14 protein-coding genes are annotated in these 18,916 nt (G+C 37.5%); 4 read left to right on the plus strand and 10 right to left on the minus strand.

Annotated features, from left to right (window positions below):
• Window positions 1-60: 60 nt before the first annotated feature.
• Complete coding sequence (gene rluC, locus QE177_RS08735; protein ID WP_280548812.1) at window positions 61-1,008, minus strand: 23S rRNA pseudouridine(955/2504/2580) synthase RluC; 948 nt, start codon at window positions 1,006-1,008, stop codon at window positions 61-63.
• A gap of 559 nt (window positions 1,009-1,567) precedes the next feature.
• Here rluC and rne point away from each other — a divergent pair.
• Window positions 1,568-4,852: a ribonuclease E gene (gene rne / locus QE177_RS08740; RefSeq protein WP_280548814.1), complete on the plus strand. Its 3,285-nt coding sequence runs from the start codon at window positions 1,568-1,570 to the stop codon at window positions 4,850-4,852.
• A gap of 412 nt (window positions 4,853-5,264) precedes the next feature.
• Window positions 5,265-5,441 (plus strand): hypothetical protein, encoded by a 177-nt coding sequence (locus QE177_RS08745; protein ID WP_280548816.1) that lies wholly within the window; start codon window positions 5,265-5,267, stop codon window positions 5,439-5,441.
• 210 nt (window positions 5,442-5,651) lie between these two features.
• Here the strand turns inward: QE177_RS08745 and tmaR are convergent, their stop codons facing one another.
• A complete protein-coding gene (gene tmaR / locus QE177_RS08750; RefSeq protein WP_280548818.1) occupies window positions 5,652-5,975 on the minus strand; it encodes a PTS system regulator TmaR in 324 nt (107 codons plus the stop codon).
• A gap of 442 nt (window positions 5,976-6,417) precedes the next feature.
• Between tmaR and sbcB the strand changes: the two genes are divergently transcribed.
• Window positions 6,418-7,845: an exodeoxyribonuclease I gene (gene sbcB / locus QE177_RS08755; RefSeq protein WP_280552251.1), complete on the plus strand. Its 1,428-nt coding sequence runs from the start codon at window positions 6,418-6,420 to the stop codon at window positions 7,843-7,845.
• Window positions 7,846-7,951: 106 nt separating this feature from the next.
• Here the strand turns inward: sbcB and QE177_RS08760 are convergent, their stop codons facing one another.
• The 8 genes from QE177_RS08760 to QE177_RS08795 all read right to left on the minus strand — a co-directional run bounded on the left by QE177_RS08760 (window position 7,952) and on the right by QE177_RS08795 (window position 17,646).
• Window positions 7,952-9,331 carry an APC family permease gene (locus QE177_RS08760; RefSeq protein ID WP_280548820.1) on the minus strand — a complete coding sequence of 460 codons (1,380 nt, stop codon included), beginning with the start codon at window positions 9,329-9,331 and terminating at the stop codon, window positions 7,952-7,954.
• A complete protein-coding gene (locus tag QE177_RS08765; RefSeq protein WP_280548822.1) occupies window positions 9,321-9,551 on the minus strand; it encodes a hypothetical protein in 231 nt (76 codons plus the stop codon). Before QE177_RS08765 ends, QE177_RS08760 begins: the two co-directional genes overlap by 11 nt.
• Before the next feature lie 260 nt (window positions 9,552-9,811).
• Window positions 9,812-11,785 carry a ligand-gated channel protein gene (locus QE177_RS08770; protein WP_280548824.1) on the minus strand — a complete coding sequence of 658 codons (1,974 nt, stop codon included), beginning with the start codon at window positions 11,783-11,785 and terminating at the stop codon, window positions 9,812-9,814.
• Between the two features lie 142 nt (window positions 11,786-11,927).
• On the minus strand, window positions 11,928-12,713 hold the full coding sequence (locus QE177_RS08775; RefSeq protein ID WP_280548826.1) for an ABC transporter ATP-binding protein: 786 nt from the start codon (window positions 12,711-12,713) through the stop codon (window positions 11,928-11,930).
• Window positions 12,713-13,804, minus strand: coding sequence for an iron ABC transporter permease (locus tag QE177_RS08780; RefSeq protein ID WP_280548828.1), 1,092 nt, complete (start codon window positions 13,802-13,804; stop codon window positions 12,713-12,715). The genes QE177_RS08775 and QE177_RS08780 overlap by 1 nt, the downstream gene beginning before the upstream one ends.
• 9 nt (window positions 13,805-13,813) lie before the next feature.
• Window positions 13,814-14,896 carry an ABC transporter substrate-binding protein gene (locus tag QE177_RS08785; protein WP_280552252.1) on the minus strand — a complete coding sequence of 361 codons (1,083 nt, stop codon included), beginning with the start codon at window positions 14,894-14,896 and terminating at the stop codon, window positions 13,814-13,816.
• 252 nt (window positions 14,897-15,148) lie between these two features.
• Window positions 15,149-16,636, minus strand: coding sequence for an amino acid permease (locus tag QE177_RS08790; protein WP_280548830.1), 1,488 nt, complete (start codon window positions 16,634-16,636; stop codon window positions 15,149-15,151).
• Window positions 16,637-16,782: 146 nt separating this feature from the next.
• The gene (locus QE177_RS08795; RefSeq protein WP_280552253.1) at window positions 16,783-17,646 is read right to left on the minus strand and encodes a LysR family transcriptional regulator; all 864 of its coding nucleotides are present in this window, start codon (window positions 17,644-17,646) and stop codon (window positions 16,783-16,785) included.
• A 185-nt stretch (window positions 17,647-17,831) separates the two neighbouring features.
• Here QE177_RS08795 and QE177_RS08800 point away from each other — a divergent pair, with 185 nt between their 5' ends.
• The gene (locus tag QE177_RS08800) at window positions 17,832-18,887 is read left to right on the plus strand and encodes a YeiH family protein (protein ID WP_280548833.1); all 1,056 of its coding nucleotides are present in this window, start codon (window positions 17,832-17,834) and stop codon (window positions 18,885-18,887) included.
• The last annotated feature ends 29 nt before the right edge of the window (window positions 18,888-18,916 follow it).

Raw genomic sequence — 18,916 nt, forward strand, 5'->3', positions numbered from 1 at the left:
CATACAAAAAGCAAACCGGTTAATAATTCAACCTGGTTTGCGAATTTGATTGGCTATGCACTATTGCTTACGTAATATTGCCAAACAGTTTTTAAGTTGTTGATCTAAAGGGGCGTTAAAAGTTAATTTTTCCCCACTAGACGGATGGATAAGCATTAATGAACTCGCATGCAAAAAAAGTCGTTTCAAACCGGTAATCGTTAACTGTTTATCAAAATCGAGATCACCATAACGGTTGTCACAGGCAATAGGATGCTTTGCATATTGTGCATGTACCCTAATCTGATGTGTTCGTCCCGTTATTGGACTGGCTTTGACTAAAGTTGCATTATAAAAACGTTCTTCAATTTTAAAATGGGTTTCTGAATATTTACCATCGGCATCAACTTTCACTATCCGTTCGCCACTTTGTAAAATATTTTTTAATAAAGGAGCCTGAATAACTTTAATATGTGACGGCCATTGCCCTTTTACCAGCGCAAGATATTGTTTTTGCATCTGTTTCAAACGTAACTGCTGATGTAAAACCCTAAGCGCAGAGCGTTTTTTAGCTATCAGTAAAACACCCGATGTTTCGCGATCTAACCTATGTACAAGTTCCAAAAAACGTGCTTCAGGACGTAATACACGTAAAGCTTCAATAACACCAAAATTTACCCCACTACCACCATGAACAGCCATACCGGAAGGTTTATTTAAAACCAGCAAATATTCATCTTCGTGAAGTATACAATCAGTGAGTGCGGCTACCTTATCCAATTTAGCCGAAATAACATTCTGTTGTTTCTCTGCCTGCCGAACCGGTGGGATCCTAATTAAATCTCCCGCTTGAATTTTATATTCAGGTTTGATTCTACCACTATTTATTCTTACTTCACCCTTTCGAATAATTCTGTAAATCATACTCTTAGGAACGCCTTTTAAACGTGTCAATAAAAAATTATCAATACGTTGGCCTGCTTCATCATTATCGATAGTAACAAATTGAACCTGATTCTGTATTTTCATTATTTAATTATAACATTTTGTTAACATTTTAGTTTGTTAAATATTGCGACCGAATATTATGATACCTTGTTTCCGCCTTTTTTTCTTAAACTTTGTCAATTCCTTTGTCAAATGCATTTTTTTCACATTTTTCCCTATAAAAAAGCAATAAACAGCAAAAGTTATCTTGATATCTACCCATAAGCAATGGAATAATGGACAGTTGCCATAATGTTTATTAAAACAAGCGTTGGCGTAATTTGAGATCTACCTATTTTATTTTGATGACACATAAACGCAGCAATGGTGTAAGACGGTGTGTAAAATCAAAATAAATTATTGAATTGTGAACAAAGGTTTACTGGATTAGCTAAACTGTACATTGAACGAATAAATTCAGCAACAGTACTAATTTAAGAATGCAGCATTTTATTTAAACGTAGCTTCACCGAAAAATTGCGTTTCAATACAACCGACAACCGCGAGGTTGACGATTTTGTAAAAGTCACGAAACCATCGGTCAACAGTAACCATTTTTAGTCGCAACTTTTTTGACTTAGTAGAATAATGAGTATTTATAATGAAAAGAATGTTAATTAACGCAACTCAACAAGAAGAGTTGCGCGTTGCTCTTGTTGATGGGCAACGTCTTTATGACCTAGATATTGAAAATCCCGGACACGAACAAAAAAAAGCAAATATTTACAAAGGCAAAATTACCCGTATAGAACCTAGTCTGGAAGCAGCATTTGTTGACTATGGATCAGAAAGGCACGGTTTTCTCCCAATTAAAGAAATTGCACGTGAATACTTCCCTAGTCATTATCAACCTAATGGTCGTCCTAACATAAAGGATGTTTTAAAAGAAGGCCAGGAAGTTATAATCCAGGTTGATAAAGAAGAACGAGGAAATAAGGGGGCTGCGCTAACGACTTTTATTAGTTTAGCGGGTAGCTATCTTGTTTTAATGCCAAATAATCCTCGCGCAGGTGGAATATCACGCCGGATTGAGGGTGAAGATCGCACAGAACTGAAAGAAGCATTATCTTCATTGGAGATACCCGATGGGATGGGCTTAATTGTCCGTACTGCTGGTGTTGGTAAATCAGCGGAAGCGTTACAGCAAGATCTACAATATCGTCTCAAACATTGGCAAGCAATAAAAAAAGCAGCGGAAAATCGAGCCGCGCCTTTCCTGATTCATCAAGAAAGTAATGTTATTGTGCGAGCCTTTCGTGATTATCTGCGACCTGATATTGGTGAAATATTGATTGATAATGCGAAAATTGTTGACATGGCTCGCCATCATATTGAAGCGATTGGTCGTGGCGATTTTGCAAGTAAAATCAAATACTATAGTGGAGATGTTCCGCTTTTTAGCCATTATCAAATCGAGTCACAGATCGAGTCCGCTTTTCAACGTGAGGTTCGTTTACCGTCGGGTGGTGCATTGGTTATTGACACCACTGAGGCATTAACTGCTATCGATATAAATTCATCACGTTCTACCCGTGGTGGCGATATTGAAGAAACCGCATTCAACACCAATTTAGAAGCCGCGGATGAAATTGCCCGCCAATTACGGTTACGGGATTTAGGTGGACTGATTGTTATCGATTTTATTGATATGACACCCGTTCGCCATCAGCGTGAAGTTGAAAACCGCCTGCGTGAAGCCGTACGCCAAGATCGAGCACGTATCCAAATCGCTCGGATATCACGATTTGGTCTACTTGAAATGTCACGCCAACGTTTAAGTCCATCACTGGGTGAATCCAGTCATCACGTTTGCCCTCGCTGTAGCGGGACAGGAACAATCCGTGATAATGAATCACTTTCACTCTCTATTTTACGTTTAATCGAAGAAGAAGCGTTAAAAGAAAATACCCATGAAGTACACGCAATTGTACCGGTACCAATTGCTTCTTATCTACTGAATGAAAAACGCCAATCTGTCAATGAAATAGAGCGTCGGCAACATAATATACGTGTCATTATTGTTCCTAACGATCAGATGCAATCACCTCATTACAATGTGATTCGCATTCGCAAAGGTGAAGAAATTTCAGCATTAAGTTACTATCTCGCGCAATACCACGAAGCTGAAACCAATAATCTAATAGATGATGCCGCTGGTGAGAAAAAGTTACCTGAACAACCGGCTATTTCTACTTTTGCTCTCCAATCTCAAGCAGATACAAAAAATGCCGTGGTTGCTAAGAGCAAATCAAGTAAACAGAGTAAATCAACTAACAAGCAGACTTCAATAAGTCTATTTAATCGAATTACCTCTTTCTTGAAAAAATTATTTACTGAATCACAACCACCTATTGAAGAAACAGCAAAAAAATCGAAAAACACCAATGACAAACGACGTAATAGTGAACGACGTAATAATCGTCGGCCAACTCAACGCCGTGAACAGAATGACAATATAGATAACCGCCAAAATCGTGGACATACCGATGATCCACAACCGCGTAAGAGTCGTAATCAGAAAAGTCATTTTAATGAAACTCAAGATAGCGCTGTACGTGAAACTCAGCAACAGCGTCGCGAACAACGAGCTGAACGTCGGCGTCGTCAGGAAGAAAAACGACAGCAGCAACTTGAGACAAAGACCCAACCATTAGATAAGAAAGAGACTGAGACGGAAAAAACGGTCGTTGTCCCTCCCCGCCGTCAACAGCGTCAACTGATGCAATCTGTGCGGATCTCAAATAGCGTCACTGAGCAACAAAAACTACCTATTGATAAAGAATATCAGGATATTAAGTTGCCGATTACAAATGGCGAAGACGCAGTGACTACTTTGTTAACTGACGCACCTATTATGCCAACTGAATCAACAGCGAAACAAAAAACAATAGATATACCGCATGTCCCAGAACAGGCCGAATCTCAAGAAGCATCCAGCAATTATACTAATGAACGACAAGACACGATCATTCCGCGGCGATCAAGACGATCTCCCCGTCACCTACGTGTGAGCGGGCAACGACGTCGTCGCTACCGTGATGAACATCAGGACAAATCATTAGTACCATTAAAAATGGCTGTTGCTTCTCCTGAATTATCTTCAGGTAAAGTCTGGATCCAGTATCCGATTAAATTAAATCAATCCCATGAAATGTCATCAAATAGCAAAAATATGATGACAATTAGTGAAAAAACAGCACCTTCTGCTAATCCAATTGTCTGTAATGACATCATCGATAATGTTGAAGCTGATGAAAAAACAGCGTCAATTAGTGAAGTGGTTCAATCAACGGAAATAGAGCCTTTGACTGACCAATCAACGATGGCAGAGAGCTCTCTACCCTCTGCGGAAATATTGCTTATTCCCATAAAGACACAAGCTACTGAACAAAATGAAAAAGCTTGTCAACCACTTGATGAAACCAAAGTCATGCCTCAAAACAGTCCTGATATCGTGGTCGAAAATCGAGGACAAAGTGGTGGTGGTGCAGATCAGCGCCAAAATGGTCAATCAGTTAATGATGAATTTTTTATAGGCGATGAGATTAAAAAGGATGAACATTTAGTCCATGAAATTAGTCAGGAAAAAATAGCCATCCCATCGGATGAAAATTTTAGCCATGCTGAGCCAAATATATCTTCTGTGACCGATGTTATTGCAAAAAAAACCAATAATCGTAAGGAAAAAACTGCCACGCTAAAATCAGGCAAAAAAACCGGCTTTTCCTTTGCCCCTACCACAAAAGCTCCGGCGCCAGAAGTTACTGAAAGCTATTTAGAAATTAAAACTTATGTACGACCTGCAATTACTTTCCATGGCAAAAATGGTGCAGGGGGTCATGTTGCAACAAATGTTGCCACATCCAAAATGTTTAAACCTAAATAATAATCAATAAAAAATGCCCGAATTTGGGCATTTTTTATTCTGAAAATTAACTAATAACTCACTTACCCACCTTTTATATTAAAGTCCTTTTAGTAGAATAAATATTCCTATTAATTAAATCAGCAATAAATAAGTTTCAATGGATTGTTTTTGGCGCAGACAAAGGGATTGGTTATCTTATTGTACAATATGGATCTACAACAAGATCATCGAATGATTGCTTTTATTCGTAATGTAAAATATATAACACTGTAAACACAAATTGGCGCACAAGTCATGGTAGAAGATGCTTACCAATATAGTGACATAAAAAATACTTTTGCTAATATTCCTAATAACAGTATTATTTTTAGTACTCTTGGCAGTAATAACTCCCTAACAAGCAATCTTAATATTATTAGTATTAGCCAAAATGTTAAATATTAAACGGTTATTACTAGTGACTTCTGTTGACTGTGATGATAGATGGAAATATCTTTCATCGAAAGCTAAAGCGCTTTTTGATATGGCAATACGTCATAAATCAAAAGAGCTACCTAAAAATCAATTAATTAAATTATACTATCCTTCTGCCTGGCGAGTCGCTTGATTTACCTGCTACAGGTAATCACCAACTATCCACCAATAGACTTGGTTACACGGCAAGATATTGCTATAGTGCTGTCTAATTTTGCTGAAAATAAACTAACTTATCAACAAACCAGCCCATTAATAGATTCAAATTTAAATATAAAATAACCATTAACGCCCCCCAGTAGTAAAATAGTGTTACAGGGGGGTTAATCAAGTCTTGCCAGTATTATTGGTTGCTGGTATCAGATCTGGTTTTTAATTTTTGGGTTAATTCCCGCCGCTCTTTTGATAATTCTGCGTTCTTAATATTATAATCATCGATACGATCTTCATAATCACTACGCATATTAGCTATTATTGCTCTGATCTCTTCTATGGTCATGCCTTCTTTAATGTATTCATTTAAATTATCCAACAGTAAAACTCGCTTCTGATTATCACGAATTTTTTTTTCATTATCCGCCAATTCACGTTTGATTTTATTTTTACGACGAAACATACGTACGAACTCCAGTACATTTTGGAATGACTGCTTATTTTTACTTGTCATTTCTTATACCTTTCAATAAAACATATGCATTATGAATAACAAACTATACGATACGGCGATTAACTGATTGAAACAAGCCAATTGCTAGCATTTTTACTATGTTTTATTATCCTTGCGTTGATAATAAATTCACTCTTTTGCCTTTATTAATTTTCTGTTATCAACAACCCAAATTAAATTAACCCAATAATTACAAATAAGAAAAATCCTCAAGATTAACACCAATACAATAATAATTGATTGCAGAATGGTGATATTCAGCTCGATTATCCGTTGACAGATTATTTTTGCGGTTAATTTAAATGCAAAATTGATCCCAGATGGGCTCATCAATGAGTAACTAAAAATAAGTCAACGCATACAGCAAAAAAACATTCATTGTCAGATTAGAATATTTTAATATTATTAAACAATATATTGCGCTACATAAAATTGGAAAAATATTTTGGCCAGTAAGCAAAAAACCTCATTTCTGTTTCACGATTATGAAACCTTCGGGCAGCATCCTGCTCTCGATCGACCGGCACAATTTGCGGGCATTAGGACTGACTCAAATTTCAACATTATCGAAGAACCACAAATTTTTTACTGTGCTCCTGCCGATGACTATCTTCCTCAACCGCAAGCAGTTATGATCACCGGTATTACGCCCCAATATGCAATAGCTCATGGCATAAATGAAGCAGAATTTGCTAAACGAATTCATAGCATATTTAGCATAGCCAATAGTTGTATTCTTGGTTACAACAATATTCGTTTTGATGATGAAGTCACTCGCCATATTTTCTATCGTAATTTTTATGATCCTTATGCTTATAGTTGGCAGCAAGGTAATTCGCGTTGGGATTTACTGGATGTGTTACGCGCCTGCTATGCGTTACGTCCTGATGGTATTAATTGGCCGAGCAATGACGAGGGACTCCCCAGTTTTAAACTAGAACATTTAACTGTTGCAAACGGTATTGAACATGCAAATGCGCATGATGCAACAGCGGATGTTTTTGCGACTATCGAAATGGCAAAATTAATTAAGCAAGCACAGCCGAGGATGTTTGATTACTTCTTTCAATTAAGAAATAAAAATGAAGTTAAGCATTTGATTGATATCATTGCAATGACGCCGCTAGTTCATGTTTCTGGCATGTTTGGTGCAATGCGAGCCAATACCAGCCTAATTGCCCCACTCGCTTGGCATCCCGAAAACCGTAATGCGATTATTGCCTGTGATCTAGCCGCAGATATTAGTCCACTGCTAACATTAGATAGTGATACACTCAGGCAACGTTTATATACGCCTAAGGCCGAGTTAGCCGGTGAATTAGCCATTCCTATTAAACTGATACATATTAATAAATGTCCAATTCTAGCTCCGGCCAACACACTGCGAACAGCAGATGCACAGCGCATAGCACTTGATCTGGATGTTTGTCAGAATAATTTAGCCATATTGCGACAACATAGTGAAGTGCGAGATAAAGTTATTCGGCTATTTACTGAGACGCAACCTTTTTCTGGCGCAACTGATGTAGATGCTATGCTATATTCCGGTTTTTTTGGTGATAATGATCGTTCAACAATGGCCATTATCCGTCAAACTTTACCGCAAAATTTACCCGCATTAGATCTCAAATTTGACGATCCACGCATGAAGCAACTTTTCTTCCGTTACCGTGCACGAAACTATCCGGCCACACTGACAGAACAAGAACAGCTTGCCTGGTTACACCATCGCCGCGATAGATTAACTAGCGAGAAAATAAGCCAATATCTGCAAACTATCGAGCAATTATTTGCCGAACTTCAAGAAAATAAAGAGAAGTGCCAGCAACTAAAAGCGTTGGTGGATTATGCTAATCAGCTCGCCAGTTAATTTTATTGATACCATACAATACAAAACTAATTGCCCAATACAGCAAAGGCCAAATAATTGGCCTTTGCTGCATAGAAACTATCAATAGCGTTAATTTTTGTGATCACTAAGCGTCATTCATTTGTGGTAATGGTCGACGAAAACGGCGGGTGATAATTGCCATATAAAAAATACCCACCGCTGCCCATACCATCCCTAATAACATGGAGGTTTTCTCTAAATTAATCCAAAGCACAGATACGGTTAAAGCACCCATAATAGGTAAAATTAAGTAGTTAAACTTATCTCGCCAAGTATGGCAACGACGCTCTCTAAAATAAAATTGCGAAATAACCGAAAGATTAACAAAGGTAAACGCAATTAATCCACCAAAATTAATCAGCGCTGTCGCAATTTCCATATCAAACCAAATTGCCGTTAATGCCAATATGCCAACTAAAATAACATTAAAAGCTGGGGTTCGCCATGTTGGATGAACATAACCAAAAAAGCGTTCAGGGAAAACACCATCTCTACCCATAACATACATGAGTCGCGAAACACCTGCATGGGCAGCCATGCCTGATGCTAAGACGGTTGCACAAGAAAAAACCAAAATAATAGACTGAAAAAGAGCACCAGCAACATATAACATAATTTCTGGTTGTGATTCGTCAGGTTTTTTAAAATGCGAAACATCAGGAAAATACATCTGTAAAAAATAAGAAACGCCAATAAAAATCAAACCACCAATTAATGCCGCCAAAAAAATTGCTTTTGGGATCACTTTTCCTGCATTTGGTGTTTCTTCCGATAGTGAACTAATGCCATCAAAGCCGAGAAATGAAAAACATAAAATCGTCGCCCCGGTGATCATCGGAATTAAATGTGCCTGTTCAGAGGTAAAAGGTCGCCATGACCAAATCTGGCCAGAGCCTTCGCCTTTAGATAATCCATGGATCAGAACCGCTAAAAAAACGAGCATGACGGCGATTTGAATAATAACAATAATCGTATTTAAATTAGCGACTAAATTGATACCGCGTAGATTAAAAATAGTCATCAATAAAACTAATCCGACCACAAAAATCCAGGGAGCAATGCCCGGGAAAATAGCTTCAAGATAAATTTTAGCTAACAATATATTAATCATCGGCATGAATAAGTAATCAAGCAAAGATGACCACCCCACCATGAAACCTATATGTGGATTCATAGATTTTTGCGCATAGGTATAAGCCGAGCCGGCAGAAGGAAATCGTTTTACCAATTTACCATAACTCAATGCGGTAAAAAGAATAGCAATCAAAGCAATAATATAAGAGGAGGGAACATGCCCATCAGTTTTTAATGACACTAAACCAAAAGTATCAAAAACCGTCATTGGCTGCAAATAAGCCAACCCCATCATGACAACCTGGATTAAAGTTAATGTCTTAGCTAGTTGAGCACGATTATTTATCTCGGTCGGTTCTTTGCTGAGAGCTAATGAGATATTATTTGACATGGGCAAAACCTCCCACAACTTCCGATTTTGTCTTGATATTATGACTTAATCGATAGTTATAAGGAAGAGTTCGCTCAGGCCTATAGGCTGAGAAAAAAGAGAAATGAGAGAATAAAGTATTTTCGAAGCTGAACGCTCCGTAGTCATTAATAATACAGCAACCATGACCGATTGGCACAGGTGAAAAAATAGATAATTGCGCCATAATAGCATTCCTCACGACGGTAGCCTGCTCTAGTTTGACTACGCGTTTTTTCTAACAGTGGTATCAACCCCGGCCAGGTTTCCGGCCTCATATAAAATTAAAGAAATCAGCTTAAAATAAAAAAATAACCGATGCAATTATTGAGCATCAGTTATTTCTGATGGCGCATTCTGCCCTTCATCATATGAAATAGCAATATTTTTTTAATTTTTATTAAAAAATTAGCTAACTGTTAGCATGAGTATAGCTAGCTAATTTTTTTACTCAAAATAATTTTAAAAGTTATAATTTAATCCTAAATTATAGCGCCGACCGTCTAATAAAGCGTTGTTATCGTTATCCATCAACCGTCTATCTAAAATATTATAAACCCCAGCTAATAAAGATAGATTTTTACTTAGCGCATAATTTATTCCCAGATCAATAAAGGTATAAGAAGGTAATTGATTGGCCTTTGATGAGTGAGAAAAATATTGATTTGTTCTGCCACGGAAATTTATTCGTGTCCAGGCTTCTAATTCACTTGTTGTCTGCCAGCTTAGCGATGCATTTGCCATATGTTTTGGGGTCTGACTAAAAGCTTTTCCCTTATAATTGCCACTGAGTTGTTCAGAATCTGAATAGGTATAATTGGCTGCTAGTGATAAATTATCCTCAATTTGCCAATTAAATGTTGCCTCAATACCGCGCAAGTTAGCCTTATCAACATTATCACGGGTACTAATAAAATCATATTGACTACCATCGGGAATAATCGCATTACTACAAGCCGCTAATTTATCGCCACAAATACGATATTCCATAATTTTATCTTTAAAATCAGTATTAAAAATCGTTAAACCAATATTCAGATTATCCTGATTATTCCATAATATACCAATTTCCTGACCAATACTTTTTTCCGGTTTTAAGTTCGGATTACCAAGAATGATACCTTTACTCGTTTGCCCGCCGCTTATTTGTCCCCAGTTAGGCGCGACTTGGCGTAAATCAGGTGAACGATATCCGGTCGAAACGCCACCTTTAAGTATCCATTGATCATTGATATGCCAAACACCATATAAGCGAGGAGTCCAATGTGAACCAAAATTCTCATCTTTATCCATACGAATGCCAGCTGTTAAGCTAAAATCACTCGTAATAGTCCATTCATCTTCACTAAATAACGCCCAACTCCAACGGGTTAATTTATTAAAATTGGCCGCTGTCGGTAATTGATTACCTTGATCATGTAAATCTTCATAACGATACTGACCACCAATACTGAGTTTATGTGAATCTAAGTCAAATACTGTCTGATTTTTTAATAAGGTATCATTATATTGCATCTTTCTACTTGGGTTATCTGATTCATCACGTTGGATAAATGTATCCATTGAACCCCACTGATAATTACCATTGTGCGTCAATGCATAGTTATTACGTCGATATGTGGTATTATCATCTTCACATGACCGTTTAGTGCAAGCACGGGTTTTACCAATTGTAGAGTCACGTTGCTGTTCATCATGCTTTAAATCCAGATCAAAATTATTCTGCTCATCGGGGGTGAATGAAAATGTTACCCCAGCATTACTCATTAACTGTTTCTTATAACCACCTACAAACTTATCTTCATTACGTTGAGAATAAAGACCACTCGCTTTCATTCCCAACACACCGTCAATTAAGGGGCCGGCCAGATAAAAACTACCCTGACCCGCATTGCCAGAATTACTACGTTCAGCGATAGTTGTATCCGCTCGCAAACTACCATACCAAGTTTTACCTATTTTACGCGTAATAATGTTGATCACTCCGCCCATGGCATCTGAACCATAAAGTGAAGACATTGAACCACGCACAACTTCGATACGTTCAATCGCAACCAATGGCGGTAGCCAACCTTGTTCTATGCCAGAGCCATCACTATTCGGTCGAGTATTACGTGTATCTATCCGTTTGCCATCCACTAAAATCATGGTGTACTTGGCAGGCATACCTCGAATGCTTATATCGGTGCTACTTGCGCCACCAATCACTTGGACACCAGGCAGATCTTTTAATGCATCTGTCACATCACGATAAGCTTTATTTTCTAGTTGTTTTCGATCTATGACTGAAATAGATGCAGGCGCATCTTCAATTTTCTGCTGAAAACCGGATGCGGTAGTAACTATAATGGTGTCACTATCTTCAGCAGCATTACCGGCAGTAGAAATAAACGCAATAATAATTAACGTTAATTTATTTTTATTAAAAAAATTCATTCCCTATTCTCCAAGAAATAGCAGGATTATTTATTAGCCAGAAAATCGACATAAACTCACATGCCAGTGAAATTAATTTCCCTGTCTTTTTTTATTAATTTTTATTTCACTCGAAAAAGCACAATCTAATTTGCAATTTCAATTAGAATAAATTGGCAACTAATCCATCGATTAATACTTGAGGAACACCTTGCGAACAGCGCTCAATGCGTCCAACGACACCATAAACATTAGCCAGATTTTGAGGTGTTATAACCTCCTGAGCCGCACCTTCTGCAACTAAACAACCCTCTTTTAACATTAATATATGTTCACCATGTCTTAAGGCAATATTAATATCGTGCACAACAACAATAGTAATAATATCTCTACGCTTAGTTTCTTTAGCCACTAAGTCCATAACATGAAATTGATAATTTAAATCCAGCGCACTCAATGGTTCATCAAGTAGCAATAGTTTTGGTTGCCGAATAAGCGATTGAGCTAAACCAACTAGTTGCTTTTGTCCACCTGATAACTGATCTAAATAACATAATGCCAAATGCTCTATGCCTAATTGCCGTAGCAGTTTCATGACCTCTAATTGGCAGATCTGATGACACTCTCCGCCAGCAGCACGTTGGGCAACAATAATTGACTCCAGCACATGTAAATGAACACCAGCCGGTAATGATTGTGGCAAATAAACAATTTGTTTAGCGCGTTGAGCAAAATTCATCGACATCAGATCCTGCCCATCTAACCATAACTGGCCAGTAGCGTTATTTAATCCAGCCAAAGAGCGTAATAGCGTAGATTTACCACTACCATTTGGCCCAAGCAAAACAGTAATTTTTCCTTTAGGTAAAATACCGGTGAACAAATTTTGGATCACCGGACATTTAGGATAACCTGCATAAAATTGATTTATTTGTAATCCATTTATCATTAAATATTACCTCTATGACGCAGGATCATACTCAAGAAAAAAGGAACTCCGACCAATGAGGTTACGATGCCAACAGGTATAATGACACCTGGAATAATATTCTTTGACGCAATCGAAGCCATCGATAGTACTAACGCGCCAATTAAGGCACTGGCTGGTAAATAAAATCGATGATCTTCGCCAAACATCATTCGAGCAATGTGGGGAGCAACTAAACCAATAAAAGCAATAGGGCCGACAAAAGCGACGGATAAAGCCGCCAACATGCTAATTCTTAATAATGTTGCCAAACGCAACCGACGAACATCAATACCAAAACTGATAGCACGATCTTCTCCTAAACGTAACGCAGTTAATTTCCAGGCACTCATGATGGAAATGGGAAAAATAACTGCAAAAACGGCTGCCATAATCGCAAGCTTTGTCCAAGTTGCTTTTGCCAAACTCCCCATTGTCCAGAAGACTAATCCCTGCAAGGTATCTTCAGTGGCAATAAATTGCATCATCGAAACTAATGCATTAAAGGTAAACACTAATGCAATACCAAACAGTACCACACCGGAAGTTGCAATGCGTGTCCAACGGGTGATCGCATCTAACATTAATACCGCTAGTAAAGCGAAGATAAAAGCATTAACAGAAATAAACCATTGTTCGGAGATACCGGCAATACCAATGCCAGAAACGATTGCTAATGCGGCACCAAAAGAGGCGGCACTTGAAACACCTAATGTAAAAGGGCTGGCTAGCGGATTATTTAATATGGTCTGCATTTCAGCACCCGCCAGTCCAAGTGACATACCAACCATGACAGCCATTAATGCATAAGGTAAGCGAATATCCCAAACAATCACCTGAGTAGCAATATCAACACTAACTGGTGAGATTAATGTTTGCCATAGCTTAGTTAAAGAAAGACCTGATGGCCCCAAGGTAAAATCAATTACTAAAGACAGCATAATTAACATAACAATTGACAACATCAATATAATCCGACGTTTCAATATATATTGATAATGCGCTTTAATATTAATGCCATCATGGTTAGCTTGCTGCCTAATAGCTGACATAGGTTCAGTCGTCATACTCATTGAAAATAATTACCTGCTTTTTAATGAGTCTTGACTAACCCAGTAGACACCCGTTGGCTCTATCGTTAAAAATTGACGATATAACTCTTTCATCGTGGTTTGCGGATCCAGATCGGCAAATTTATCTGGGTAGAACCATTTAGCAAAAATTTGAGTCGCAATAACGTTATAGGGTGAATTATAATAATTATGCCAAATAGCATAGCGGCGTCCATTTTTAACCGCTGATAGCGTGTTAATACCTTTGCGTTCAGTTATTTTGGCTAAACTGGTTATAGCCGCTTTTTCTGTTGATAAAGCACCTAATTGCACACCTGCTTCTTTGCTGCCAGGCATCTTGGCCCCACTGGCAATATAAATTGCAGGATCATCAGCAATGACTTTCTCAAGGTTCATCATCCCTAATGGCCCAGGTAACGCATTTTTAGCGATATTTATTCCACCGGCTAGATCAATAAAATTGCCCATATTACCATTGCCCGCTGTACCACAGCAGTCTTCGGAGGAACCCGCTCTTAATTCAATAAAAACAGTTGGTTTTTTATCATTAGGAATATTATTAGTAATATCCGTTACCAGCTTAAGATTTTTTTGATAGAAATTGGCGTATTTTTCAGCCTGTTGCTCCCGCTGCAACGCCTTACCCAATAAGCGAATACTTGGTAAAGTATTTTTCAGTGGCTCACTACGAAAATCAACAAAAATAACCGGTACACCAGCCTTTTCTAGTTGCATAACCAATTCACTATTTTTGCCCGGGCCGTGCCCAGATAGGCCAAAAATAGCGATATCAGGATTTAGTGTTAATACTTTTTCCGCACTAACACTTTCGGCACTGGTATTACCAATTAAAGGAATTTTGTCAATTTCTGGAAACTTAGCTTTATAAACAGCATAAGATTGCGGATCAAGTTTACGAAAATCACCTTGCCAACCAACAATACGTGCTAAAGGTTTATTTCCTTCCAGTAAAGCAATAGCATGAAATAAGCGTCCTTCTCCCAACAAAATGCGATTTACTTTATCTGGTACCTGAACAGTGCGGCCCGCTACATCAGTCACCGTTACTGACCATGCTGCAAACGATGTCATTAACGTTATACCCGCTAATAAACAGCTATCAACGCCCTTGCTAATAAAACTGTACGCAAACTTCACTTGATTGCCTCTCCATTCAACTGATCCGATTTGCGCGTAACAATAAAGCAAATAATAATTATTATCAATACGATTATTACTAACGTTACTTTTTTTTATTTGTTTTTTGACCTAGGTAAAAATTACCGCTCGACACACGCATAAAATGCGTGTGTCTTTATTGAAAATCGAGAGGATTATTAACAATTACTTGTTTAGATTTTGATCATACTCAGGAAAATCCATCTGCCGGTAGTGAACAAAATGTGTTTTCTTGATCAGTTTATAACCAAACCAGATAACAAGAAATAGAGGAATACCAATATAGGTAGCAATCACACCATACCAATCAATCTTGTCCACTAAAAATGCCTGATAATTTTGGCCTAATGTAATGACTAAACAGAGAACAAAAGCAAAAATAGGGCCAATTGGAAAAAAGCCTGAACGATATGGCAATTTATTCAAATCATAGCCTTGTAACATATAACCTTTACGAAAACGATAATGGCTGATAGCAATCCCTAACCAGGCAATAAATCCGGTCATACCTGAAGTATTCAGTAACCATAAGTAAACAACTTGATTACCAAACATTGAACTTAAAAAACAGAGTGCTGCCACGACGGTAGTCGCAATCAAAGCATAGCGAGGAACCCCTCCCTGTGATAAGTGGGAAAAGATTTTTGGCGCCTTTCCTTCTTTGGCCAAGGTATATAGCATTCGGGTAGAAGCATACATACCTGAATTACCAGCGGATAATACTGCCGTTAAAATCACCGCGTTCATGACAGCCGCAGCGGATAATAATCCTGCATTTTCAAAAACCAAGGTAAAAGGACTAACACTAATATCACTGACATCATTACGCAATAAGCGAGGATCCATATATGGGATAATTAAACTTATCACCAATATAGCAAAAACATAAAATAACAAAATTCGCCAAAATACTTGGCGTACCGCTTTAGGAATATTTTTACCCGGATCTTTAGATTCACCAGCAGCAATACCAATTAATTCCGTACCCTGAAAAGAAAAACCGACGATCATAGCAACCCCAATCATTGCTGAGAAGCCCCCAACAAAAGGTGCTTCTCCAATCTGCCAGTTATGCCAGCCAGCATTTTCTGCCCCGCGAAAAATACCAATAATCATTAATACGCCAACTACAATAAAAATAATGACGGTAATGACTTTAATTAAAGAAAACCAATACTCTGCCTCACCAAATCCTTTAACAGAAATATAATTAAGCATAAAAATAATAAACAGAAAAATCGCGCTCCAAATCCAGCCATCAATCTCAGGAAACCAATATCCCATAACTAGTTGAGCAGCAACTAAGTCAACAGCTATAGTGACCGCCCAGTTATACCAATAGTTCCAGCCAAGAGCGAAACCAAAGCCTTCATCTACATATCGCGAACCATAAGTAGAAAACGAGCCGGAAACGGGTAAATAAGCCGCAAGCTCGCCTAAACTGGTCATTAAAAAATAAACCATTAAACCAATAATAATATAAGATAATAAAGCACCACCTGGGCCCGCTTGCGCTACTGTTGCACCGGAAGCAACAAATAATCCAGTACCAATAGAGCCCCCAATAGCTATCATCGTCAAATGACGTGCTTTTAGTTCTCGACGCAGTTTTGTTGTAGTGCCCTGTGATGTCTGTGTTGATTGTTCTGACATTAATGACCTTTTATTCAACGTGGATCTTAACGCCAGTGATTGTAACAGATAGTGTTAGCAGGAATAAGCAACTATTATCAGTTATAAGATACCTTCATAATTGACGGATAATTATTAGTTTTGCGCAGGATCTTATTATTAAAATTTCATTGAAAATATTCTAACAAAAGTAATAATGCCTTAGATAAATGTTTATTTTGATGATGAATTAAATATAATATCCGTGAAAGTTCAAGTTCAACAATATCTAACGCAACCAATGAGCCATTCTTTAATTGTTCTTCTATAGTGAGATAAGATAAACAACTTATTCCCATACCATTCATGACAGCATGCTTAATGGCTTCAGAATTATTAAATTCGATTAAAATATTGCACTGGCTTAGTTTACTCAATAACAGTTGATCAACAATATTACGGGTTCCTGAACCGCTTTCACGCAAAATCCAGTTCGCATTTTCTAGTTCATGTTGTTTTAATTGACGACCTGCTAGTGGGTTATTCGGCGAACAGAATACCACCAGCTGATCTTTTTTCCATGGTATAGTAATTAATTCTGGTTCATAACAGCAGCCTTCAATTAAACCTAAATCAACCTTGAATTCGAGTACCGCTTTAATCACTTCCTCAGTATTATTTATTGATAATTCAAAAGGGATAGTAGGATTATCATGACGATAATGTATCAATTTCGCTGGCAAAATATAATTACCAATCGTCGTACTTGCTGCCAGTTTTACCGCTGCTAATCCTTTTTTTGCAATCTGTTCAACTTCTGTTGCTTGTTCAAGTAATGCTAATACTTTTGGATATAATAACCGACCATATTCATTAGTTACTAAACGTTTACCAACCCGATCAAATAACTGTACCTCAAGTTGTGACTCCAAATCTGTTAAGGCCGCACTTACCGCTGATTGTGATAATGCCAATGATTGAGCAGCCTGGATTGTTGAGCCACATTGCAAAATTTCAATAAAAACTTCAAGTTGTCTAAAAGTTATTCGCATAACAATGCTCGCTTTATTAGTTAACCATATAAACCAAACTAACATAACAATCTAACCAAACATTAATCTACCACTTTTATTAATTAATAATATAAAAATAATCTATTTTCAAGATATATTTTAATGATATATGCTTATAACAGAATGAAATAGTGCATATTGCATAAACCAATGGTTAAAACTTTATGACAACACAAATTAAGAATAAAAATTTTAAATATGTACCAGGCTTATTATTAACAGGTTTTGTAACTACTATTGCCGTTTATCTAGGTAATAAAGAATGGTTTGCAAATATTGGGTTAAGTGCTCTAAGCCTAGCGATCCTGTTGGGTATTGTGATTGGAAATACCGTTTATTTTGCTGTAAAACCCTCCTGTGACGAAGGGATCAAATTCGCTAAACATTATTTATTAAGAACAGGGATTATTTTGTACGGTTTTCGTTTAACATTTCAACAAATTATGGAGGTTGGTACGATTGGCATTATGACTGATCTTATTATGCTAACTTCCACATTCTTAATTGCACTGTTAATCGGTAAATATCTTTTAAACTTGGATAGCCAGACGACCATATTAATTGGAGCCGGTAGTAGCATTTGTGGAGCTGCTGCAGTTTTAGCAACAGAATCTGTCATTAAAACTTCGGCAGATAAAGTTACAATTGCGGTTGCAACGGTAGTTATTTTTGGTACCTTGGCTATTTTTATCTATCCGTGGTTTTATCATCTAAATCAAATTTATCACTGGTTTTCCCTTGATCCGGCTCAGTTTGGTATTTTTATTGGCTCTACTGTGCATGAAGTCGCTCAAGTAGTTGCTGCTGGCCATGCAATTAGCCCTGAAGCTGAAAATAGTGCAGTGATCAGTAAAATGATCCGCGTTATGATGTTAGCACCATTTTTATTGATATTATCAGGTTATCTAAATCGCAAAATGATAACCAGCAATTTATCCCAATCAAAACCCACTATTGTGATCCCTTGGTTTGCAATATTTTTTATTATCATTGCGTACATAAACTCTTTTCATTTATTGCCACAAATTTTAGTTCAATCCATTATTACTCTTGATACTATTCTATTATCTATGGCGATGGCTGCACTTGGATTAACCACCCATATTAGTGCAATTCGACAGGCAGGGATCAAACCACTAGTTATGGCTATGTGCCTTTTTGGTTGGCTAACTATCGGTGGCTTATTTATAAATTCATCAATGCAATCGATTTTTCACTAACATCCGATAGAATTTTGTTTTTTTGTCGC

The organism is Arsenophonus sp. aPb (genome assembly GCF_029873475.1).
GTDB lineage: Bacteria > Pseudomonadota > Gammaproteobacteria > Enterobacterales > Enterobacteriaceae > Arsenophonus.